Raw genomic sequence first — 19,945 nt, 5'->3', positions numbered from 1 at the left:
CCGTGTCGGTGCTCGCTCGTAGACTTGCGGGGTGCCGGAGAACATCTCACTGGAAGACGCCCGCAGCGAGGCCGAGGAGCTGACCACTCGCATCCTCGACGCCAAGGACGCGTACTACGGACGCGACACGTCGCTGGTCGACGACGCCACCTACGACTCCTGGATGCGCAGGCTGGAGGAGCTCGAGCGGCTGCATCCCGAGCTGCAGGGCCAGGACTCGCCCACGCAGATGGTGGGCGCGGCCGAGTCCACGGGGCTGGACACCATCGAGCACGCCGAGCGGATGCTGAGCCTGGACAACGTGTTCTCGCTCGACGAGCTGCGGGACTGGGAGACCAAGACGCGCGCCGCGGCCGGACGCGACGTCGCGTGGCTCACCGAACTGAAGATCGACGGCCTCGCCATCAACCTGCGCTACGAGAACGGCGTCCTCACCTCGGCCGCCACCCGCGGTGACGGACGAGTCGGCGAGATCGTCACCGAGAATGCGCTGCGCCTGCCCGAGATCCCCGAACGACTGTCCGGCACCGGACATCCGGAGATCGTCGAGGTGCGCGGCGAGGTCTTCATCCCGGTCGCGGCCTTCGAGCGCCTCAACGCCGCGCAGGCGGACTTCCGCGACCGCGCCTACGCCGACGCTCTCGCACGCTGGGAAGCGCGCGGCGGCGCGGGCAAGAAGCCGTTCGACGAGGAGAAGGCCAGGGCGGCCGCCGCACGCCGATTCCCGTCCTTCGCCAACCCGCGCAACGCCGCCAGCGGTGGCCTCCGCCAGCAGCTCGACAAGAAGAACGGCCTCGAGCTGGAGGCGGGGCTGCTGCGCACCGAGTCGCTCGCGCTGTACGTGCACGGCATCGGCGCCTGGCCGAACCCGCCGGTCGCGGCTCAGAGCGAGGTGTACGAACTGCTCGCGGAATGGGGTCTGCCGACCAGTCCGCACACGAAGGTGTGCCACTCGACCGATGAGGTCGCCGAGTTCGTCGCGCACTACGGCGAGCACCGGCACGACATCGAGCACGAACTGGACGGCATCGTCGTCAAGGTCGATGAGCTCGCACTCCATGCGGAGCTGGGGGAGACCAGCCGGGCTCCGCGCTGGGCGATCGCGTACAAGTACCCGCCCGAGGAGGTGCAGACGAAGCTGCTCGACATCGTCGTCTCGGTCGGTCGCACCGGGCGCGCGACGCCGTTCGCGGTGATGGCGCCCGCGCACGTGGCGGGCTCCGTGGTGCGCCAGGCGACACTGCACAACAAGGACGTCGTCAAGGCCAAAGGCGTGCTGATCGGCGACACCGTGGTGCTGCGCAAGGCGGGAGACGTGATCCCCGAGGTGCTCGGTCCTGTGGTCGAGCGCCGCGACGGCACCGAGCGCGAGTTCGTCATGCCCGTCGGATGCCCGGAGTGCGGCACGCCGCTGCGCCCCATGAAGGAGGGCGACATCGACCTGCGCTGCCCGAACGCGCGCTCCTGCCCGGCCCAGGTGCGCGGGCGTGTGGAGCACATCGGGTCCCGCGGCGCGCTGGACGTCGAGGCGCTCGGTGAGGTCACGGCCGCAGCGCTCACGCAGCCGAGCCATCCAGCGGTGCCGCCACTGGACACCGAGGCCGGACTGTTCTCGCTCTCCCTCGAGCAGATCGTGCCGATCTCGGTCGTGGTGCGCGACTCCGAGACGGGTCTGCCGAAGGAGGACGACGACGGGATCGTGAAGACCCGATCGCCGTTCAGCCGGAACCCCACCGCCGACGAGAAGAAGGCGGGCATCGAAGGCCCGCAGCCGTCGTCCGCCGCGGTGAAGCTGCTCGCCGAGCTGGAGAAGGCCAAGACCAAGGAGCTCTGGCGGCTGCTGGTGTCGCTGAACATCCGCCATGTCGGCCCGGTCGCCGCACGCGCTCTCGCGCAGTGGTTCGGCTCCCTCGACGCGATCCGCGCCGCATCACGGGACGAGCTGGCAGCGGTGGAGGGCGTCGGCGGCATCATCGCCGACTCGCTCCTGAACTGGTTCGAGGTCGACTGGCATCAGGACATCGTGCAGCAGTGGGCGAATGCCGGTGTGCAGTGGTCCACACCCGGTCACCCCGGCCCGGGCGCGGCGGTCGCCGCGGGCGGGGTGCTCGACGGTCTCACCGTCGTCGCCACCGGCTCCCTGGACGGCTACACGCGCGAGGGCGCGCAGGAGGCGATCATCAAGGCCGGCGGGAAGGCGGCGTCCTCCGTCTCCAAGAAGACGGATTTCGTCGCTGCGGGTCCCGGGGCGGGATCGAAGCTCGCGAAGGCCGAGGAACTCGGTATCCGGGTGCTGGACGCCGCGCAGTTCCACGTGCTGGTGACACAGGGCCCGGACGCCCTGGATGCCTGACCGTCTCATCGTCCTGAACGGGATGGCCGGGGCCGGGAAGACGACGCTCGCGCGCCCGCTGGCCGCCGAGCTCGGCGTGCCGTTCGTGTCGAAGGACGCCCTCAAAGAGGCTCTCGGCGACGCCGTGGACTCACCGCTTCCCACCCGCGCCCTCGGCGCTCTCGCCGCGGATGCGCTCTGGCGGATCACCGGGATGCTGGACGGCACGGTGCTCGTAGAGTCGGTCTGGCTGGCCGACCGTGACGAGGCGTGGTTCCGGCGCGGCTGGGAGTCCGCAGGCTCGCCGGCGGGCGTGGAGGTGTGGTGCGAAGCGCCGCGCGAGGTCATGCGCGAGCGGTTCCTCACCCGGCCACGGCACGCCGTGCACGACGACCAGGGCAGACGCGAGGAGTGGGAGCGGTTCGCGGATGCAGCGCGGCCGATGACCGGCTTCCCGGTGCTGACGGTCGACACCACCGGTCCCGTCGACGTGACGGCCCTCGCCCGCGCTGTGAAGGAGATGCTGTGAACGACGTGATCCTGGTGGACCTGGAGTCCGAGGACCCGCGCTGGGCACGCGCCCTGCCGGTGCTGCGGGAGCTGCGCCCACACCTGACGGACGAGCTGTTCACCCAGGTGATGCGCGAGGCGGGACCGCAGGGGCTCCGGTTCACGGCGGTCTTCGCCGGCGAGAGGTGCGTGGCGATCGCGGGATGGCGGATCGTGGCCAACACCAGCGCCATCCGCAAGCTGTACGTCGACGATCTGTCCACGGCCGCCGCCGACCGGTCGCGCGGGTACGGGCGGATGCTGATGGACGAGCTGCGCGATCGAGCCGTCGCCGCCGGCTGCCGATCCCTGGAACTGGACTCCGGGGTGCAGCGCTTCGACGCGCATCGGTTCTACCTGCGCGAGCGGATGAGCATCACCGCGCACCACTTCGATCTCGAGCTCTGAGCGGCGGCCCTGGCGCGAACGAGCCGGGCGGTCGGCGGAGTCCTGCGGAGTCGACGCGCGGGCGCGCTCATCCGATGGCGCTCTCAGCCGGTGGGCGTGCCCTGATGGTGCACCAGTCGCCAGCCGCTGGGCTCGCGATGCCAGAGCGAGCTGCGCAGCGCCTGCCGGTCCGCCATGCGGGATCGCCAGAGCACGAGCACCACGTCGTCGGAGACCGCTCGTGCATCGAGGTCGTACACCTCGATGACGCCTTCGTCCTCGCCGGCGAGCTCGGCGATGATCTCCGTGCGGCTCCAGGCCTGACCCGACGCCCCGAACTCCGTGAACTCGGGGGCGAGCAGCTCCTCGAGTCGGGCGGGATCGGAACGGCAGGCCGGTGTCTGGAGCTCGCGCTCCAGCGCGAGCACCAGATCGAGGTCGCTGCTCTCCGGCATCCGGTCAGCCCTTGTGACGGGGCTTCCGGGCCGGACGGTCATCGCGCTCGAAGCGATCGCCGCGAGCGGGTCGGTCATCCCGGGAGTAGCCCCGGTCGCGGCCCGCGTCGCGCCCGCGCCGGTCGTCCTGGTATCCGCCACGACGATCCCCGTCGCGGCGATCTCCTTCGCGCGGCGCACGGCGGTTCGGCACGCCGCGGTCGGGCTTGATCTCGATCAGGCGACCGGAGATGCGGGTGTCGCGCAGCTTCTCGAGCACGGAGGCGTCGAGACCCACCGGCAGCTCCACGATCGAGAAGTCCGGCTTGATCGCGATCGCACCGAAGTCGTCGCGGCCGAGGCCGCCCTCGTTGGCCAGGGCGCCCACGATCTGTCGGGGCTCCACTCGATGACGGCGGCCCACCTCGATGCGGTAGGCGGCGTAGTCGCCGCGGCCACGGCGCTCGCGCGGGGTACGGTCGGAGCGCTCCGGCCGGTCTGACCGCTCCCGCGGGGGACGGTTGTCCCGCTCGACGGCCCGGGACAGCTCATCGCGCTCCGGGTCCAGCAGCAGGGGAGTGTCGCCCTGCGCGACGACGGCCAGCGCGGCCGCCACGTCGGCCTCGGGGACATCGTGGTGGCGGACGTAGTGCGCGATGATGTCGCGGAACGCCTCGATCCGGCCGGCCTCCTCGAGCGCGGCCGTGATGGCGTCGTCGAAGCGGTTCAGGCGAGTGGTGTTGACGTCCTCGGTGGTCGGCAGCTGCATCTGCTCCGGCTGCTGGCGCGTCGCCTTCTCGATGTGCTTGAGCAGGTAGCGCTCGCGCGGGGTGATGAAGCTGATCGCGTCGCCCTTGCGGCCGGCGCGCCCGGTGCGGCCGATGCGGTGCACGTAGGACTCGGTGTCGGTCGGGATGTCGAAGTTCACCACGTGGCTGATGCGCTCCACGTCCAGACCACGAGCGGCGACATCGGTGGCGACGAGGATGTCGAGCTTGCCGTCCTTGAGCTGGTTCACGCTGCGCTCGCGCTGCACCTGCGGCACGTCGCCGTTGATCGCCGCAGCGGAGTAGCCACGGGCGCGCAGCTTCTCGGCGAGCGTCTCGGTCTCGTTCTTGGTGCGCACGAAGACGATCATCCCGTCGAAGTTCTCCACCTCGAGGATGCGGGTCAGGGCATCGACCTTCTGCGCGTACGAGACGACGAGGTACCGCTGGGTGATGTTCTGGTTGGTGGTGGTCTTGCCCTTGATCGCGACCTCTTCGGGCATGTTGAGGTACTGCTGGGCGAGCCGGCGGATCGTGGCGGGCATGGTCGCGGAGAACAGGGCGACCTGCTTGTCCTCAGGCGTCTGGGCGAGGATCTGCTCGACGTCCTCGGCGAAGCCCATCTTCAGCATCTCGTCGGCCTCGTCCAGCACGAGGTACTTCAGTTCGGAGAGGTCGAGCGTGCCCTTGGCCTGGTGGTCCATGATGCGGCCAGGCGTGCCGACGATGATGTGCACCCCACGGCGCAGCGCGGAGAGCTGCACGCCGTAGGCCTGCCCGCCGTACACCGGGAGCACGCGGACGTCCTTCATGCGGGCGGAGTACGCCTCGAACGCCTCGCACACCTGCAGCGCGAGCTCGCGCGTCGGCGCGAGCACCAGCACCTGCGGCGTCTTCTGCGACAGGTCGAGGTTCTCCAGCACCGGCAGCGCGAACGCGGCGGTCTTGCCGGTGCCGGTCTGCGCGGTGCCGAGCACGTCGCGCCCCTGCAGCAGCAGCGGGATGGTCGCCGCCTGGATGGGCGAGGGCGTCTCGTAGCCGAGGTCGCGGATGGCCTTGAGGACCGGGCCGGTGATGCCGAGTTCGTCGAAGCCCGGCTTCGCGGTCTCCTCGGTCACGGCGGAGGAGTCGGTGGGCACGGCGGCGTTATCGTCAGCAGTCACCAGCTAACGATAGTGCCTGCGCCTGTACGACCGCAGGAAGAGGTTCAGGACCCGGAGGTCAGCGAGACCAGCTTCTCCTTCACCTGGCGCCGCAGCACCTTGCCGATCAGCGACTTGGGCAGCTCGTCGACCACGAAGATGCGGCGCGGGACCTTGTAGGGCGTGAGGATCCCGCGGGCGAACTCGCGGATCGCCTCGACATCCACGTCCTTCTCGCCGTCGACGACGATCGCGGCGACGACCTCCTCGCCCGAGTGCTCGCTGGGGAGCCCCACGACGGCGGCATCCACGACGTCCGGATGCTGCCGCAGAGCGCCCTCGACCTCGGTCGGTGCGACGTTGAAGCCGCCGGTGATGATGAGCTCCTTGATGCGGTCGACGATGCGGACGAATCCGCCGTTGTCGATCGTGACGATGTCGCCGGTGCGGAACCAGCCGTCGACGAACACCGCCTCGGTCTCCTCGGGCTTGCCGTAGTAGCCGGAGAACACCTGCGGCCCGCGGACGATGAGCTCGCCGGCGGAACCGGCCGGGACGTCCTGCGTGGGGTTCTCCGGGTCGACGACGCGGCATTCGGTGCCGGGGAGCGGCAGTCCCACGGTGCCGGCCACGCGGTTCTCCGCAACGGGGTTGGCCATCAGGACGGGGGAGCACTCGCTGAGGCCGTAGCCCTCCACGAGGAACCCGCCCGAGGCCTTCTCGAACGGCACGACCAGTTCGTGCGCCAGCGCCATCGCGCCGGAGATCGCGACCTCGGTGCCCTTCAGCGAGACGCCCTTCTCGTTCGCGGCGCGCAGCAGGCGCTCGGCGATCGGCGGCACGAGGGGGAGGAATGTGGCCGGGTGCTTCTTGGTGACCTCGAGCACCAGATCCGGATCGAACTTCGGGAACAGCACCAGCCGAGCACCCATGGACATCGCGAACGTCAGGCACAGCGTGAGCCCGTAGGCGTGGAACATCGGCAGCACCGCGTAGACCACGCAGCCGTTCCCTCGCGTGATGGACGGCACCCAGGCGCGCGCCTGAGCCGCGTTGGCGAGCAGGTTGCGGTGCGTGAGCGAGGCGCCCTTGGGCGTGCCGGTGGTGCCGGACGTGTACTGGATGATCGCGAGGTCGTCGGTCTGGGGGCGCGGGTGCGTCGACGGCAGGGGAGCGGATGCCACGATCGCATCCCACGAGATCGCGCCGCGCACCTTGGACGTGAGCGCCTCACGGGACTCGCGTGCCTTCGCGATCGGCAGCTTCAGCAGCATCCTCGTCATGAAGGGCATCGCCCGGGTGACATCGACCGAGATCAGGCTGTCGACGGCGAGATCCGAGGGGAACTCCTGCACGGTCTGGACGACCTTGCTCCACACGATCGCGTGCTTCGCGCCGTGGTCCTCGAACTGCTTGCGCAGCTCGCGCGGCGTGTACAGAGGGTTGTGCTCGACGACCACGGCTCCGAGGCGCAGCACCGCGTAGAACGCGATGATGTGCTGGGGCGAGTTCGGCAGGACGATCGCGACGGGATCGCCCGCCTTCACGCCCAGCTCGCGCAGCCCGTTCGCCGCGCGGTCGATGGCATCCTGCATCTGACGATAGGTCGTCTCCGCACCGAAGAACTGCAGCGCGGGGGCATCCGGGTAGTCCCGCACCGAGGCCTCGACGATGTCGATCAGCGAGCCGGAGACCGGCGCGAGATCTTCGGGGACGCCTTCGGCGTAGCTGGCGGTCCAGGGGCGGGGAGGAACGAACGTCGTCACCCGCCCAGCTTATGCCGGGCGGGTGACGACGCCCGCCACGCGGGCCGGCTCAGCGGCGCTGCTGCTCGCTGCCCGACAGCTTCTGCGCCATTGCGATCGGAAGGATCGAGACGAGCACGAGCACCACGGCGATCACCGAGACGATCGGCGCCTGGTTCGGGCGGGAGACGTTGTCGATGATGAACATCGGCAGCGTCTTGACCCCGGATCCGGCAGTGAACGTCGTCACCACGATCTCGTCGAAGGAGAGCGCGAAGGCGAGCAGGCCGCCGGCGAGCAGCGCCGAGCGCAGCTGCGGGAACGTGACGAGCCGGAAGGTGGTCCAGATGCCCGCGCCGAGGTCGGCCGACGCCTCCTCCAGGTTGGTGCCCATCTGCCGCATCCGGGCGATCGCGTTGTTGAACACGGTCACGATGCAGAACGTGGTGTGCGCGATGATCACCGTCCAGATCGACAGGGGGACGCCCATGATCGTGCGGAACAGGTTGTTCAGGGCGATGCCCGTGATGATCCCGGGCAGGGCGATCGGGAGGATCACCAGCAGGTTGACCGTGCTGCGGCCGAAGAAGCTGAACCGCTGCAGGGCGAAGGAGAGCAGCGTGCCGAGCACGAGGGAGAGCACGGCCGAGATGACGGCGACCAGCGCGCTGGTGCCGACCGCCGCCATCGCGCCCTCGCTGACGAACGCCCTGCCCCACCACTCGAGCGTGAAGCCGGGCGGAGGCCAGGAGAGCGAGGCCGAGGTCGAGAACGAGTTGAGCAGCACGACCAGCAGCGGCACGTACATGATCACGAGCACGACAGCGGCGATGACGCCGAGGGTGATGCGGGTTCCGAGCGAGATGCGCACGTCGCCTCCTACAGGTTGTCCAGGGCGCCGGTGCGACGCACGAGGAACAGGTAGCCGAAGATGATGATGATCGGGATCAGCGCGATGGCCGATGCCAGGGGAAGGTTGTTCGCCGCCCCGATGTCCTGGTAGACGAGCGTGCCGAGCATCTGGCTGCCGCCGCCGACGATGCCGACGGTGATGTAGTCGCCCAGGGAGAGCGAGAAGCTGAAGATCGTGCCCGCGATGATCGCCGGCCAGGCGAGCGGGAGCACCACCAGGCGCAGTGTGGTCCAGCTGCGGCCGCCCAGGTCGCCGGACGCCTCGAGCAGCGAGTTCGGCACGCGCTCGAGCCCGGCGTACACGGGGAGGATGACGTACGGCAGCCAGAGGTAGGCGAGCGTGATGATGGTCGCGGGGATGCCGTAGCCGGGCGTGTGCCCTCCGAGCGGGCGGAGCAGCCACTCCAGGATGCCGTCGTTGGACAGCACCGAGCGCCACGCGAAGGCCTTGACCAGGTAGGAGGCCCACAGCGGCGTGAGCACGAGCACGACCAGCGCGCGCTGCAGGGCGGGAGACGCGACCATCGCCATGAAGTAGGCGATGGGCACGGCCAGGATCACGTCGATCGCCGTCACGGCGAGAGCGACGCCGACGGTGCGGAGCGTGATGCCCTGGTAGAAGCCGTCGGTGAGGACGGTGATCACGTTGTCGAGGGTGAACTCGGTGCGGATCTCACCGGTGTACGTGTCGGTCGTCCAGAACGCGGTGACCAGCAGCAGCGCGAGGGCGACGACGTAGACCGCGCCGAGCCAGAACAGCGGTGCTGACAGCAGCAGCGCGAGGCGGGTCCGCGGGTGCGTGGACAGGTAGGCGGATCCGCGGCGCGCGGCGGTGCGCGGCGGGACGGGGATCGGCGTGCGGGGCGCCGTCGGAGCGAGCAGGGTCATCATCGTCCTCTCGGAGCGGGTGTCGGGGCGGTGGGTCCGGCCGCCCGGGGTGTGACCCAGGGCGACCGGGATCCGTCAGCCTCGGATCTGCTGCCAGGCGGTGGTCCACCCGGCGTAGTCGATGCACTTCACATCGGTGCGGCCGTCGAGGCACTTGGCGATCGGCGTGGTCCAGTACCAGATCTTGCTGGCGTAGTCGGCGTCTCCGGCGTGGTACGACTCGCAGTCGTCCCGGTAGTCGCAGGCCTTCTGGCTGGAGGGCGCCTCACCGAAGTAGGCGGTCGCCTGTGCGTTGGCCTCAGGGCTGGAGATGTAGTCCAGCCACGCGTAGGCGCAGTTCGGGTTCTTCGACTTGGAGGAGATCATCCAGGTGTCGCTCCAGCCGGTCGCGCCCTCCTTCGGAAGCGTGACGTCGGTGGTCGCGCCCTCGCCTGCAAGGGTGTTCTGGATCACCTGCCACGTGGTGCCCACCACGCTGTCGCCGGACTGGAACGACTGCACCTCCTTGAGGTAGTCGCCCCAGTACTCGCTGATGTTCGGACGCTGCTCCTTCAGCAGCGAGACGGCGGCGTCGAACTGCTTCTGATCCAGGGCGTACGGGTTCTTGATCTTCAGCTCGGGCTTGGTGGCCATGAGGTACATGGCGGCGTCCGCGATGTAGATGGGGGAGTCGTAGGCGGTCACCTTGCCGGCGTTCGCGGATGCCTTGTCGAAGACGACGTCCCAGGAATCCGGAGCCGTGGGGAAGGTCTCGGTGTTGTACATCAGCAGGTTCGCGCCGTAGCCGTGCGGCACGCCGTAGTGCTTGCCGTCGACCGTGTTCCAGTCGCGGTCCTTGAGGAAGTCGAAGATGCCGTCGTAGTTCTTCAGCAGGTCGGTGTTGACCTCCACGACGTCACCCGAGGCGATCAGGCGCAGTGACGCGTCGCCGGATGCCGAGACGACGTCGTAGTCGCCGGTCTTCATCAGGTTGAGGGCTTCGTCCGAGGTGCCGAACGTCTTGGCCTCGACCTTGCAGCCGGACGACTTCTCGAAGGCCGACACCCAGTCGACCTTCGGGTCGTTGGAGCCGTCCTCCACATAGCCGGGCCAGGCGAGGATCGAGACCTGGCCCTCGGTCTTGCCCAGCTTCGTGGCGGGACCGGCGTCTCCGCCACCGGAGCCGCCGGCCGTGCCGCAACCGGTGAGGGTCGCCGCGATGATGGTCGCGAGTCCGGTGACCGCGACCGCGGTGCGTGTGTTCTTTCGCATGTGATACTCCTTCGTTCGCTGCGGATGGGGATGTGCGTCAGCGGGCGCCGACGGCACGGATGGTGCGGGATGGGGTGTCGTTCTGCTCGCCGATGGGTGCGTCGTCGAGCACGACGACGTCGGCCTCGCGCCAGGAGACGTGCACCCTGTCGCCATGGCTCTCGTGCACCCGGCCACCGGTGTTCTGCTGCAGCGCGGTGATGCGCGTGCCGCTGTCGAGGTCGATCACGAGGCGGACGCCGGAGCCGAGGTAGATGGCCTCCACGACCGACCCGGTGACGCTGCGCGTGCCCGGCTCGGTGGAAGCGGCCGGACCGACGACGAGCTTCTCCGGGCGCAGCGAGTGGTGGCCGGGGCGCCCGAGCACCTCGCGGCTGGTCTCGACGTCGAAGAGGTTCGAGGTTCCGACGAAGTCGGCCACGAAGCGGGAGGAGGGCTTCTCGTACAGCTCGAACGGCGTGCCCAGCTGCTCGATGCGTCCGGCGTTGAACACGGCGATCCGGTCGGAGAGCGTCAGCGCCTCCTCCTGGTCGTGGGTCACGAAGATGAAGGTGATCCCGAGATCGCGCTGGATCTGCTTGAGCTCCACCTGCATCTGCTCGCGCAGCTTCATGTCCAGCGCGCCGAGCGGCTCGTCCAGCAGCAGCACCTTGGGTTCGACGACGGTGGCGCGGGCGAGCGCGACCCGCTGGCGCTGTCCTCCGGAGAGCTGGGTGGGCTTCCGATCGGCCACATGATCGAGCCGCACGCTCGCGAGCGCGGCCCTGGCGCGCTCGCGACGCTCCCGGCGCCCGATGCCGCGGACGCGCAGGCCGTAGGCGACGTTGTCGAGCACCGTCATGTGCGGGAACAGCGCGTAGTCCTGGAACACCGTGTTCACGTCTCGATCGAACGGGGGAATCGAGGTGACGTCCTCTCCGAACAGCGAGACGGTGCCGGAGGTGGGCTGCTCGAAGCCGGCGATCAGCCGGAGCACTGTGGTCTTCCCCGAGCCGGAGGGGCCGAGCATCGAGAAGAACTCGCCCTCCGCGATCTCGAGGTCGACGCCGTCGACAGCGGTCACGCTGCCGAATGTGCGCGTGAGGCCGGTGAGCCTGATCGCGACGTTCTTGTCAGTCATCACATCTCCTTCGATGCCAAATCCTCTGCAAGTAGATGTATTAAATCATATGAGAGCAGATGTTTGTGACTCCGGCGTGTTACGGTCGTCTCTCAGGGAGAGAGGAGCACCCGTGACCCAGCTGACGGCAGGCGTCGACCCCGCGAGATCAGTGGTGTTCGCCCCGCTCTCCGATGTGGGCAGATCAGAGCTGGTGCTGCAGCGTCTGCAGAACGCGATCACGGGCGGCGTCCTCCACGACGGCGAGCGACTGCCCAGCGAATCGGAGCTGGGGCGCAGGCTCGGGGTCGCCGTGGTCACCGTGCGGGAAGCTCTCGAGTCCCTGCGCGACGCCGGGTTGATCGACACGCGTCGCGGCAGGGACGGCGGCAGCTTCGTCACGTTCGACCCCGAGACCGCGCGACGGTTCGTGGACGCTCGCATCCACGGCCTCAGCAGGCTCGACCTGCGCGACGCCGCGGTGCAGTACTCCGCGATCGCGGGCATGGCCGCCGAGATCGCCGCCGACCGGGCGAGCGAGGACGACGTGGTCGGGCTGCGCGAACTGGAGTCGCAGGCCGATGCCACCTCAGGCGCCGGCGCGAGGCGAGCGGTCGCGCGGTTCCAGCTCGAGGTGGCCGCGCTCAGCCAGTCGCCGCGACTGGTGCGCGAGGAGCTGAGGCTCCAGGCCGAGATCGGCTCCCTGCTCTGGCTGTGCCTGCGCGACGAGCACGTCCGCACTCGCAGCATGGCTGCGCGCGCTGCGGTGATCGACGCACTCGCCGCAGCGGATCCCGAGCGTGCACGAAGCGTCACGCTGCAGCGCATCACCGGGGCGGTCGAATGGCTGCTCGACGAGAAGACACGACTGGAACTGGAGTCGGATGCGTCCGCGTCCTGACCGGAAGGAACGAACATGAACGGCAGAGTCGCCGATCACGGGCAGCGCACGGCAGCCCACGTCCAGGAGGTCTTCCTCCCGGTCTTCGACCTCGTCGAACTCTGGCGCGGCGAGATCGCCTCCCTGTTCGAGACGTTCGCCGCGTCCGGGCGGCCCCTCACGGCATCCGTCCTCGATCCGCTGATGCACGAGCTCGCCTCGCCTGCGCTGTCGGCGCCCCAGGGCCTGATCACGGGTGCCGGCTTCGTCGCGACCCCCGGCGTGCTGGCCGACGCCCCCTGGCATCTGGCCTGGTGGCTGCGCGAGATCCGCGGGATCGATCGCGGTGACCGCGGCGGCATCCGGCGTCTGGAGGCCGTCGAGGACCCGGAGTCGGACGAGTTCCGCGACTACCGGATGCTGGAGTGGTGGCGCGTGCCCGAGCGCACCGGCGAGCGGCACGTCACCGGGCCCTACGTCGACTACCTCTGCACCGACGACTACACGATCACCGTCACCGTGCCCGTCGTGCACGCCGCGCGGATGGTCGGCATGGTGGGCGTGGACGTGCACGTGTCCCGCATCGAGCCCATCCTGCTGCCGTCGCTGCGAGATGCCGAGGGCACCGCGACGATCGTCAACACGCAGGGGCGTGTGGTCGTCTCGAGCGAGACCAGACGGGTCACGGGGTCGCTGCTGAGGGATGCGGAAGTGCATGACGCTCTCGCGGTGATCCACGACGGCGGTCGCACGAGCACCGTCGGCAGCACCACAGCGATCAGCTGCGGGGACACCGAGCTGATCCTCGTCCAGCAGCGCTGAGCCGTTCGGTGCGGCATGGCCGCTCTCGTAGACTGGGGGCGTGTCTGAAATCACCCCTGATCTTGTGCGCCATCTCGGCGTGCTCGCGCGTATCCAGCTCTCCGACGACGAGGTGACGCAGCTGACCGGTCAGCTCGACGCCATCGTCGACAACATCGCGAAGGTGTCCGAGGTGGCGACCCCCGACGTCGTCGCCACCAGCCACCCGATCGCGATGAGCAACGTCTTCCGTCCCGACGAGGTTGGCCAGACGCTCACGCACGAGCAGGTGCTGCAGAACGCCCCTGATTCCGCCGACGGGCGCTTCCGCGTGACCGCGATCCTGGGAGAAGAGCAGTGAGCGACATCATCCGCCTGACCGCGGCAGAGCTCGGCGAGAAGCTCGCCGCGCGCGAGATCTCCAGCGTCGAGGCCACCCAGGCGCACCTGGACCGCATCGCCGCCGTCGACTCCGACGTGCGCGCCTTCCTGCACGTCAACGAGAACGCCCTGGCCGCTGCCGGCGAGGTCGACGCGCGCCGCGCCGCCGGCGAGCAGCTCGGCCCGATCGCCGGCGTTCCGCTGGCGGTCAAGGACGTGCTGGTCACCACGGACATGCCCTCCACCAGCGGATCGAAGATCCTCGAGGGCTACATGTCGCCGTTCGATGCCACGGTCGTCGCGCGCGCCCGTGCCGCCGGCCTGGTCCCGCTCGGCAAGACCAACATGGACGAGTTCGCCATGGGGTCCTCCACCGAGCACTCCGCCTTCGGGCCCACGCACAACCCGTGGGACCTGGACCGCATCCCCGGCGGCTCCGGCGGCGGCTCGGCCGCTGCCGTGGCCGCGTTCGAGGCCCCGTTGGCCCTCGGCTCAGACACCGGCGGCTCGATCCGTCAGCCGGCCCACGTGACCGGCACGGTCGGCACCAAGCCCACCTACGGCGGCGTGAGCCGTTACGGCTCGATCGCTCTGGCCTCGAGCCTGGACCAGGTCGGTCCCGTCACCCGCACGGTGCTCGACGCCGGCCTGTTGCACGACGTGATCGGCGGTTACGACGCGAACGACTCCACCTCGCTCCGCGACGAGTGGCCCTCGTTCGCCGATGCGGCCCGTGAGGGCGCGAGCGGCGAGGTCCTCAAGGGGCTGAAGGTGGGCATGATCAAGGAGCTGCCCGACTCCGGCTTCCAGGCCGGCGTCGCCGCGTCCTTCCGCGAATCGCTCGCCCTGATGGAGGCGCAGGGCGCTGAGATCGTGGAGATCTCCGCCCCGCACTTCGAGTACGGCGTGGCGGCGTACTACCTGATCCTGCCCGCCGAGGCATCCAGCAACCTGGCCAAGTTCGACTCCGTGCGCTTCGGCCTGCGCGTCACCCCCGAGGGCGGCGCGACGGTCGAGGACGTGATGTCCGCCACCCGCGAGGCCGGTTTCGGTCCGGAGGTGAAGCGCCGCATCATCCTCGGCACCTACGCGCTCTCGGCCGGCTACTACGACGCGTACTACGGCAGCGCGCAGAAGGTCCGCACGCTGATCCAGCGCGACTTCGACCAGGCGTTCGCGCAGGTCGACGTCATCGCCACGCCCACGGCTCCGACCACCGCGTTCAAGCTCGGCGAGAAGATCGACGACCCGCTGCAGATGTACCTGAACGACCTGACCACGATCCCGGCGAACCTCGCCGGCGTCCCCGGCATCTCGATCCCGTCGGGTCTGGCGACCGAGGACGGACTGCCCGTCGGCATCCAGTTCCTCGCGCCCGCCCGGGAGGATGCCCGGCTGTACCGTGTCGGCGCGGCGCTCGAGGCCGCGCTGGTGGACTCCTGGGGCGCACCGCTGCTGGAGAAGGCACCCGTCCTGGGAGGAGCACGCTGATGGCCGCCGTCAAGCTGATGGACTTCGACAAGGCCCTCGAGCTGTTCGAGCCGGTGCTCGGCTTCGAGGTGCACGTCGAGCTGAACACGCGCACGAAGATGTTCTCCGCTGCGCCGAACCCCGCCAACGAGGAGTTCCACGGCGCAGAGCCGAACACGCTCATCGCTCCGGTGGACCTGGGTCTTCCCGGTTCGCTGCCCGTGGTCAACGCCACCGCCGTGCGCTCATCGATCAGCCTGGGCCTCGCGCTCGGCTGCTCGATCGCCGAGTCCAGCCGCTTCGCCCGGAAGAACTACTTCTACCCGGACCTCGGCAAGAACTACCAGATCTCCCAGTACGACGAGCCGATCGCCTTCGAGGGCTCGGTCGAGGTCGAGCTGGAGGACGGCACGCTGGTGACCATCCCGGTCGAGCGCGCGCACATGGAGGAGGACGCCGGAAAGCTCACCCATATGGGCTCGACGGGCCGCATCCAGGGCGCCGAGTACTCGCTGGTGGACTACAACCGTGCGGGCGTGCCGCTGGTGGAGATCGTCACCAAGCCGATCTTCGGCGCCGAGCACCGCGCGCCGGAGTACGCCAAGGCGTACATCTCGGCCATCCGCGACATCGTCCGCGGTCTGGGCATCTCCGAGGCGCGACTGGAGCGCGGCAACCTGCGCTGCGACGCCAACGTCTCGCTCCGCCCGCGCGGCCAGGAGAAGCTCGGCACCCGCACCGAGACGAAGAACGTCAACTCGATGCGCTCGGTGGAGCGCGCCGTGCGCTACGAGATCCAGCGCCAGGCGGCGATCCTCGCCGACGGCGGCACGATCACGCAGGAGACGCGGCACTGGCATGAGGACACCGGCACCACCTCGCCTGGTCGCCCGAAGTCGGATGCCGACGACTACCGCTACTTCCCTGAGCCCGACCTGCTTCCCGTGCAGCCGTCGCGCGAACTGGTGGAGGAGCTGCGCGCGGCGCTGCCCGAGCAGCCCGTCGCGCGTCGCCGCCGTCTGAAGGCCGAATGGGGCTTCACCGACCTGGAGTTCCAGGACGTGCGCAACGGCGGACTCGTGGAGGTCGTCGAGGCGACCATCGCGGCCGGGGCGACGCCGGCATCCGCTCGAAAGTGGTGGACGGGCGAGATCACGCGTCTTGCGAACGCCGCCGAGCAGGACGCATCCGAGCTGATCAGCCCTGAGAACGTCGCCGCCCTGCAGCAGCTCGTCGACGCGGGAACCCTGACGGACAAGCTGGCGCGCCAGGTGCTCGAGGGCGTCATCGCCGGTGAGGGCACTCCGCAGCAGGTCGTGGATGCCCGTGGCCTGGCCGTGGTCTCCGACGACGGCGCGCTGATCGCCGCCATCGACGAGGCGCTGGCCGCTCAGCCCGACGTGATGGCGAAGATCAAGGACGGCAAGGTCCAAGCCGCCGGCGCGATCATCGGTGCGGTGATGAAGGCCATGAAGGGCCAGGCCGACGCCGCCCGCGTGCGCGAGCTGATCCTGGAGCGCGCCGCCCAGTAGCGACTATCCGGGCTGCTGTTCAGATCCCCTGCGCGGTGGACAGCAGCCCGGCGCTCAGCAGTCGCGCGACCGCGCGGAGACTGGCGGCCTCGTGCAGGTGCTCGCGGTCCGCGGAGGGCGCCTCCAGCGGACGGGCCGTGATGGTCGCCGCCCACGCGGACGCCGCAGCACGCACCGCGTGCGTGTCCACCGCGGCGGTCAGGCTGGCCCGCAGGGCGTGCTCGATCGCCTCGTGCAGGGCATGGCGGTAGCGCGTGAGCACGGCGCGCACTTCCGGGCGTGTGTGCGCCTCGTGCCAGATCACCTCCCGAAGCACGTCGGACGCGGCGCGGTCGCCGAGCACGCGCTCGCCCACGTTGACCAGCGTCTGCACCGGATCCCCTGGCACCGCCAGTGCCGCAGGGTCGAGCACCGCGAGGTCGAGCCGCTCCTCGAGCAGTGCACTGAGAATCTCGGGCTTGGTGCGGAAGTAGTAGAACAGCAGGCCTTTGGGCACTCCCGCAGCATCCGCGAGGCGCGCGGTGGAGGTCCCGTCGAAGCCGTGGCGGGCGAAGAGGGCCTCCGCCGTATCCAGGATGCGGCTGCGCGTGCGCACCGGATCGGCGTCCTCGGTCATCTCGCCCTCCCCGGCGTCATCGTGTCGTGATGCGGGGCGGCGGTCGCCCGTCGCCCCGATCGTTGTCGCGCATGGCAGGTCAGGCGTGCGCTGCCCGATGTCCGCCCGGAGTGGCGTGGTGCGCCTTCTCCGCGGGTACGAGCGCCCAGAGGCCTGCGACCACTCCGACACCACCGCAGATCCACGCGGTCCATGCGGGACCGGCGCTTCCGGCGAAGGAGCCGAACCACGGCGAGAGGAACAGCAGCGCGCCGATCGCGGCGAGGATCCACTCCATCGACACGAGTCCCGGCGCCGCCAGGCTCCACACCGCGGCCGCGACCATCAGGATGCCCAGCACGACCATCATGGAGACCGACGCGCCTGTGCGCGGAGTCGTCCACATGGTCGCCAGGACGGCGTACAGTCCGGCGGCGACGGCCACCCAGTCCTGCCAGCGTGTCCACCTCTTCATTGAACTCATCCTCCTTGCAGAAAGAATGGCTCCCGAATCGGGGGTCGATGCCCAGTGTACGCCGGGTTTTGACCGAACGGTCAAGATTCGTGCATCCGGTGTCGGCGGCCTCCGGGACAATGGAGGGATGGGACGTGGAGACGGATCGGGACGGCTCGTCTCGCCGGAGGGAGCGGAGGATGCGGGGACCGGCATCCTGCACGTCGACATGGACGCGTTCTACGCCTCGGTCGAGATCCTGTACGACCCGTCGCTGCGCGGACTGCCCCTGATCATCGGGGCACCCGACGGTCGCTCCGTGGTCTCCAGCGCGTCCTATGAGGCGCGACGCTTCGGGGTCCGCAGTGCGATGCCGGTGTCGCAGGCGCTGCGTCTGTGCCCGCAGGCGCGCGTGGTCCCGCCCGACTTCACGAAGTACCGCGCCGTCTCCTCCGCGGTGATGGATGTGTTCCACAGCGTCACCCCGCTGGTGGAGCAGCTCTCCATCGACGAGGCGTTCCTCGACGTGCGCGGCGTCCGGCGGCTGTGGGGGAGTCCCGGGCGGATCGCCGTGCTGCTGCGCCGGCGTGTGCGGGAAGAGGTGGGCATCACCTGCAGTGTGGGCGTCGCTGCGACGAAGCACGTCGCGAAGATGGCGTCGACCATCTCCAAGCCGGACGGGATGCTCATCGTGCCGGCCGCGCGCACCCAGGAGTTCCTCGATCCGCGGCCGGTCGGCGCGATGTGGGGTGTGGGTCCCAAGGCCGCCGAAGCGCTGGAGCGACGCGGCATCCGCCTCATCCGGGATGTGCGGGAGACGCCGCTCGACGCCCTGTCCCGGGCCGTCGGCCCCGCACTGGCGCAGCGGATGCAGCAGCTCGCCCGCGGCGAGGACGCCCGCGCCGTGCAGACCGATCGCGTGGAGAAGAGCGTCGGACACGAGGAGACCTTCGAGCACGACATCGCGGATGCCGAGCTGCTGCGCTCCGAGCTGCTGCGCCTGGCCGACCGGGTCGGCGCTCGTCTGCGCTCGAGCGGCTGGCAGGCGGGAGCCGTGGCGATCAAGATTCGCTTCGCCGACTTCTCCACCCTCAGTCGCACGGTGTCCCTGCCCGAGCCCACCGAGGTCGGCCAGAGGATCGGGGAGACCGCCGTCGCGCTGTTCGACCAGATCGCGAGGCATGATCCCGTGCGTCTGGTGGGGGTGCGCGCCGAGAAGCTCCGAGAGACGTCGGGCGGTGCGCTCGCGCTGTGGGACGACGACGAGGACCAGCGCCGGCTGGAGGGGACGCTCGACGACGCCAGGGCGCGGTTCGGCGTCGGCATGATCACGCGGGCCAGGCATGTCGGCCGATCCGGCGCTCGGCCCGCGGGGGAGCAGCCGAGGCCGTTCGGCCGGGAGTGAGCGTCGCGCGGGTCCGGTGCGTCGGCTAGCGTGGGGGGATGCCGAACATTGCACTGAAGCTGGGCGAGCAGGCCGCATCCTTCGGAGTGAAGGGCGCCTATGGCGAGGCCCTCGAGATCGACGGCGTGAGCGTCACGCCCGTCGCGCTGACCGTCACGGGCTTCGCCGGCGGTGGCGTGGAGCAGGGCGAGGGCGGCACCGGTGGCGGTATCGCCGTTCCGCTCGGCGTGTACGTCCGCCGCGAGGAGGGGCTGCGGTTCGAGCCCAACATCGTCTCACTGCTGGCCGTCGCCGTGCCCTTCGTATGGGTGTTCGGCCGCGCTCTCAGCCGTGTGATCCGTGCTCTCAAGAAGTGACGACCCGCTCGATTCCGCGCTGACCACGGCGACCGCGCGCATCCGTGACGCGGTCATCGCGGTACAGGCGTCCAACCCCGTGGTGGTGATAGACGGACGCAGCGGTGCGGGCAAGAGCAGCCTGGCCGCGCGGGTGATGCGGGCGTGGCCCCTGCGCACGCCGGCGCAGCTGATCGCGCTGGACTCGATCTATCCGGGCTGGAGCGGGCTCGAGGCGGGCGCGGAGATCGCCCGTGAGTCGGTGCTCGTGCCGCACGGACGCGGACTGCTGGGCACCTGGCATCGCTGGGACTGGGAGCGCGAGGAGGAAGCCGAGGCGCACGCGGTCGACCCGGCGCTCGGACTGGTGCTGGAGGGCTGCGGCGCGCTGACGCCGGCGTCGGCGCGTCTGGCGGATGTGACGGTGTGGGTCGACGGCCCCCATGCGTCCCGGCGCACCAGGGCGCTGGAGCGGGACGGAGACGGATTCCGACCGTTCTGGGACATGTGGGCGGCGCAGGAGGACGCGCACATGGCGCGTCACGACCCCGAGCGGCTCGCCTCGATCAGCATCCGCACGCCGTAG

General features: G+C 69.8%; 20 protein-coding genes. 11 read left to right on the top strand and 9 right to left on the bottom strand.

All coding sequences use genetic code 11. The annotated features are described in order from the left end of the window. Positions 1 to 31: 31 nt before the first annotated feature. The 3 genes from ligA to MIAR_RS05420 are packed head-to-tail and all read left to right on the top strand — an operon-like array spanning position 32 to position 3,289. The gene (gene ligA / locus MIAR_RS05430) at positions 32 to 2,353 is read left to right on the top strand and encodes an NAD-dependent DNA ligase LigA (protein WP_285632422.1); all 2,322 of its coding nucleotides are present in this window, start codon (positions 32 to 34) and stop codon (positions 2,351 to 2,353) included. Continuing rightward, positions 2,346 to 2,861, top strand: a complete 516-nt coding sequence (locus MIAR_RS05425) for a P-loop nucleotide/nucleoside kinase family protein (protein WP_285632419.1) — start codon at positions 2,346 to 2,348, stop codon at positions 2,859 to 2,861. Before ligA ends, MIAR_RS05425 begins: the two co-directional genes overlap by 8 nt. After that, positions 2,858 to 3,289 carry a GNAT family N-acetyltransferase gene (locus MIAR_RS05420; RefSeq protein WP_285632416.1) on the top strand — a complete coding sequence of 144 codons (432 nt, stop codon included), beginning with the start codon at positions 2,858 to 2,860 and terminating at the stop codon, positions 3,287 to 3,289. The genes MIAR_RS05425 and MIAR_RS05420 overlap by 4 nt, the downstream gene beginning before the upstream one ends. Before the next feature lie 83 nt (positions 3,290 to 3,372). Here the strand turns inward: MIAR_RS05420 and MIAR_RS05415 are convergent, their stop codons facing one another. The 7 genes from MIAR_RS05415 to MIAR_RS05385 form a co-directional block, all read right to left on the bottom strand. Further along, on the bottom strand, positions 3,373 to 3,723 hold the full coding sequence (locus tag MIAR_RS05415) for a nuclear transport factor 2 family protein (RefSeq protein ID WP_285632413.1): 351 nt from the start codon (positions 3,721 to 3,723) through the stop codon (positions 3,373 to 3,375). A gap of 4 nt (positions 3,724 to 3,727) precedes the next feature. Next, a complete protein-coding gene (locus tag MIAR_RS05410; protein WP_432707375.1) occupies positions 3,728 to 5,632 on the bottom strand; it encodes a DEAD/DEAH box helicase in 1,905 nt (634 codons plus the stop codon). A gap of 44 nt (positions 5,633 to 5,676) precedes the next feature. After that, positions 5,677 to 7,377, bottom strand: a complete 1,701-nt coding sequence (locus MIAR_RS05405; RefSeq protein WP_285632410.1) for a long-chain-fatty-acid--CoA ligase — start codon at positions 7,375 to 7,377, stop codon at positions 5,677 to 5,679. Positions 7,378 to 7,426: 49 nt separating this feature from the next. Continuing rightward, entirely contained in the window at positions 7,427 to 8,227 is an 801-nt protein-coding gene (locus MIAR_RS05400; RefSeq protein ID WP_285632407.1) for an ABC transporter permease, read from the bottom strand. A gap of 8 nt (positions 8,228 to 8,235) precedes the next feature. Then, a complete protein-coding gene (locus MIAR_RS05395; protein WP_285632404.1) occupies positions 8,236 to 9,156 on the bottom strand; it encodes an ABC transporter permease in 921 nt (306 codons plus the stop codon). Between the two features lie 75 nt (positions 9,157 to 9,231). Beyond that, complete coding sequence (locus MIAR_RS05390; RefSeq protein ID WP_285632401.1) at positions 9,232 to 10,407, bottom strand: ABC transporter substrate-binding protein; 1,176 nt, start codon at positions 10,405 to 10,407, stop codon at positions 9,232 to 9,234. 37 nt (positions 10,408 to 10,444) lie between these two features. Next, complete coding sequence (locus MIAR_RS05385; RefSeq protein ID WP_285632398.1) at positions 10,445 to 11,527, bottom strand: ABC transporter ATP-binding protein; 1,083 nt, start codon at positions 11,525 to 11,527, stop codon at positions 10,445 to 10,447. A 112-nt stretch (positions 11,528 to 11,639) separates the two neighbouring features. Between MIAR_RS05385 and MIAR_RS05380 the strand changes: the two genes are divergently transcribed. The 5 genes from MIAR_RS05380 to gatB are packed head-to-tail and all read left to right on the top strand — an operon-like array spanning position 11,640 to position 16,570. Beyond that, the gene (locus MIAR_RS05380) at positions 11,640 to 12,407 is read left to right on the top strand and encodes a FadR/GntR family transcriptional regulator (RefSeq protein WP_285632395.1); all 768 of its coding nucleotides are present in this window, start codon (positions 11,640 to 11,642) and stop codon (positions 12,405 to 12,407) included. Between the two features lie 15 nt (positions 12,408 to 12,422). Continuing rightward, positions 12,423 to 13,208, top strand: a complete 786-nt coding sequence (locus MIAR_RS05375) for a cache domain-containing protein (protein WP_285632392.1) — start codon at positions 12,423 to 12,425, stop codon at positions 13,206 to 13,208. Between the two features lie 40 nt (positions 13,209 to 13,248). Continuing rightward, positions 13,249 to 13,548 carry an Asp-tRNA(Asn)/Glu-tRNA(Gln) amidotransferase subunit GatC gene (gene gatC / locus MIAR_RS05370; RefSeq protein WP_285632389.1) on the top strand — a complete coding sequence of 100 codons (300 nt, stop codon included), beginning with the start codon at positions 13,249 to 13,251 and terminating at the stop codon, positions 13,546 to 13,548. Then, entirely contained in the window at positions 13,545 to 15,059 is a 1,515-nt protein-coding gene (gatA, locus tag MIAR_RS05365) for an Asp-tRNA(Asn)/Glu-tRNA(Gln) amidotransferase subunit GatA (protein ID WP_285632386.1), read from the top strand. Before gatC ends, gatA begins: the two co-directional genes overlap by 4 nt. Next, a complete protein-coding gene (gene gatB / locus MIAR_RS05360; RefSeq protein ID WP_285632382.1) occupies positions 15,059 to 16,570 on the top strand; it encodes an Asp-tRNA(Asn)/Glu-tRNA(Gln) amidotransferase subunit GatB in 1,512 nt (503 codons plus the stop codon). Before gatA ends, gatB begins: the two co-directional genes overlap by 1 nt. Before the next feature lie 19 nt (positions 16,571 to 16,589). On the opposite strand, the gene MIAR_RS05355 is transcribed toward gatB, so the two are convergent. Beyond that, positions 16,590 to 17,186: a TetR/AcrR family transcriptional regulator gene (locus tag MIAR_RS05355; RefSeq protein WP_285632379.1), complete on the bottom strand. Its 597-nt coding sequence runs from the start codon at positions 17,184 to 17,186 to the stop codon at positions 16,590 to 16,592. Positions 17,187 to 17,265: 79 nt separating this feature from the next. Continuing rightward, on the bottom strand, positions 17,266 to 17,640 hold the full coding sequence (locus tag MIAR_RS05350) for an SPW repeat protein (protein WP_285632376.1): 375 nt from the start codon (positions 17,638 to 17,640) through the stop codon (positions 17,266 to 17,268). Between the two features lie 127 nt (positions 17,641 to 17,767). Between MIAR_RS05350 and dinB the strand changes: the two genes are divergently transcribed. Genes dinB through MIAR_RS05335 form a run of 3 tightly spaced genes read left to right on the top strand, consistent with a single transcriptional unit; the run spans position 17,768 to position 19,945 of the window. Then, on the top strand, positions 17,768 to 19,024 hold the full coding sequence (dinB, locus tag MIAR_RS05345) for a DNA polymerase IV (RefSeq protein WP_285632373.1): 1,257 nt from the start codon (positions 17,768 to 17,770) through the stop codon (positions 19,022 to 19,024). A gap of 38 nt (positions 19,025 to 19,062) precedes the next feature. Further along, a complete protein-coding gene (locus tag MIAR_RS05340) occupies positions 19,063 to 19,380 on the top strand; it encodes a hypothetical protein (protein ID WP_285632370.1) in 318 nt (105 codons plus the stop codon). After that, on the top strand, positions 19,364 to 19,945 hold the full coding sequence (locus MIAR_RS05335; RefSeq protein WP_285632367.1) for a nucleoside/nucleotide kinase family protein: 582 nt from the start codon (positions 19,364 to 19,366) through the stop codon (positions 19,943 to 19,945). The genes MIAR_RS05340 and MIAR_RS05335 overlap by 17 nt, the downstream gene beginning before the upstream one ends.

The sequence above is a fragment of the Microbacterium arabinogalactanolyticum genome, from assembly GCF_030268005.1.
Taxonomy (GTDB): Bacteria; Actinomycetota; Actinomycetes; order Actinomycetales; family Microbacteriaceae; genus Microbacterium; species Microbacterium arabinogalactanolyticum.
This window is presented reverse-complemented; position numbering and strand designations above follow the sequence as displayed.

What these genes read in the sequence shown, in the direction of transcription:
- MIAR_RS05425 (WP_285632419.1), top strand. Translation starts at nt 2,346, where the DNA reads ATGCCTGACCGTCTCATCGTCCTGAACGGGATGGCCGGGGCCGGGAAG.
- MIAR_RS05415 (WP_285632413.1), bottom strand. Translation starts at nt 3,723, where the DNA reads ATGCCGGAGAGCAGCGACCTCGATCTGGTGCTCGCGCTGGAGCGCGAG.
- MIAR_RS05395 (WP_285632404.1), bottom strand. Translation starts at nt 9,156, where the DNA reads ATGACCCTGCTCGCTCCGACGGCGCCCCGCACGCCGATCCCCGTCCCG.
- MIAR_RS05390 (WP_285632401.1), bottom strand. Translation starts at nt 10,407, where the DNA reads ATGCGAAAGAACACACGCACCGCGGTCGCGGTCACCGGACTCGCGACC.
- MIAR_RS05385 (WP_285632398.1), bottom strand. Translation starts at nt 11,527, where the DNA reads ATGACTGACAAGAACGTCGCGATCAGGCTCACCGGCCTCACGCGCACA.
- MIAR_RS05375 (WP_285632392.1), top strand. Translation starts at nt 12,423, where the DNA reads ATGAACGGCAGAGTCGCCGATCACGGGCAGCGCACGGCAGCCCACGTC.
- gatB (WP_285632382.1), top strand. Translation starts at nt 15,059, where the DNA reads ATGGCCGCCGTCAAGCTGATGGACTTCGACAAGGCCCTCGAGCTGTTC.
- MIAR_RS05355 (WP_285632379.1), bottom strand. Translation starts at nt 17,186, where the DNA reads ATGACCGAGGACGCCGATCCGGTGCGCACGCGCAGCCGCATCCTGGAT.
- MIAR_RS05350 (WP_285632376.1), bottom strand. Translation starts at nt 17,640, where the DNA reads ATGAAGAGGTGGACACGCTGGCAGGACTGGGTGGCCGTCGCCGCCGGA.
- dinB (WP_285632373.1), top strand. Translation starts at nt 17,768, where the DNA reads ATGGGACGTGGAGACGGATCGGGACGGCTCGTCTCGCCGGAGGGAGCG.
- MIAR_RS05340 (WP_285632370.1), top strand. Translation starts at nt 19,063, where the DNA reads ATGCCGAACATTGCACTGAAGCTGGGCGAGCAGGCCGCATCCTTCGGA.